A 1491-nucleotide genomic window follows, 5' to 3' on the forward strand; every position below is an offset into this window, starting at 1 on the left:
GCTGCCAGTTTGAGCTTGTCTTCCTCACTGAACAGAGCTAACTGGCCAATGGCTTCCTGTGGTACCGCTACCATGCACCGTAGCACTCGTTTATACAGGCTGGCAATGTGGGCAGCCGTCCTCTCTTTGTACAGACTCAGTGCATAATTAAGCTCGGCATGTATCTGCTCGTCGCCATCGTCAACCATCAGGGTGAGGTCGAACCTGGCTGGTGAGTAACCGTTATCGTCAGTTGAGGTCAGCAGTTGCAATGGACTATCCCCCCTGCTCTCATGGCCGAAACTCTGCACCGAAAACATAACCTGGAATAGCGGATGACGTGATGTATCACGTTCCACCTGCAACGCATCAATAATTTGCTCAAATGGTAGCGCTTGATTTACCCGCGCCTCCGTTACCACCTGATGCACCTGACGGATGAGCGAGGAAACCGTTGCCTCACCGTTGACCCTTACCCGCAAAGGCAATGAATTAACAAAGAAACCAATCAAGCCTTGGGTCTGCGGGTGCTCGCGATTATTCGATGGAGCACCAATCAGGATATCCTCTTGACCACTCAAGGTGGCTAGGGTGATGTAGAAGGCACTCAGCATCACGCTGTACAGCGTGGTCTCCTGAGCACGAGCCAAAACGCGCAACTCACCTGAAAACTGAGCATCTAACTTGAAGCTATGATTAGCCCCCCGATAATCAACCTGACCCGGGCGTGGAAAGTCGGTTGGTAAGCTCAGCGTATCAACACCATCAAGGGTCTCGCACCAATGTTCAAGCAACTGCTCCAACACCTCTCCCCGGAGTGTCTCACGCTGCCAACGGGCGTAGTCGGAGTACCTAATATCCAGTACTGGTAGCTGCGGTTCGCGCTGCTCTACCAATGCGATGTAAATCTCTGACAACTCTCTTAGGAAGATGTCCGTCGACCAGCCGTCAAACGCTATATGGTGCCACAGCAGCAACAGCACATCACGCTGACCTACACTCTCACATGTGAAGTGAACCACCCGCAACGGGGCCTCTTGATCAAGTGCAAACAGTCTGCTGATTTCGGCCTGCATAGCTTCGTTGATATCCCGAACGACGCGCTTCTTAATCGTGATGGGTGAGTCCAACACCTGAAGATAGTCATAACCTTGTTCATCGACCAAGTAAACCGTGTTGAGCACCGGATGACGCGCTACCACCTGGTTGATGGCCTGCTCAATCAGTTGCGTTACCACCTCATCCTTCAACTCAAACGCAACCGGAATATGATATGCATCACTCCCTTCCTCAAAGCGTTCCACAAACAGCTGCCGCTGCTGAGCAAAAGACAGCAGAGGTCGAGTGTCGCCATAGCGCGGGATGGTCACCAGGCCGGAAGTACCCTGACCTTCAAGCACCTGTGCCAGCGCGGCCACCGTTTGGTGTTCATACAATAGGACCAGTGGGATATCCTGCCCCAACGCAGCACGACTAGCCGCCGTCAGTCGCACGCTACTGATAGAGTCACCA

1 protein-coding gene is annotated in these 1491 nt (G+C 53.0%); it reads right to left on the reverse strand.

Annotated features, from left to right (window positions below; translation table 11 throughout):
- On the reverse strand, positions 1–1491 hold a 1491-nt coding region (locus ACTRWI_RS22410; protein ID WP_499133898.1), incomplete at both ends, for a condensation domain-containing protein.

The sequence above is a fragment of the Pseudoalteromonas sp. G5_S1_14_S5 genome (genome assembly GCF_054968605.1).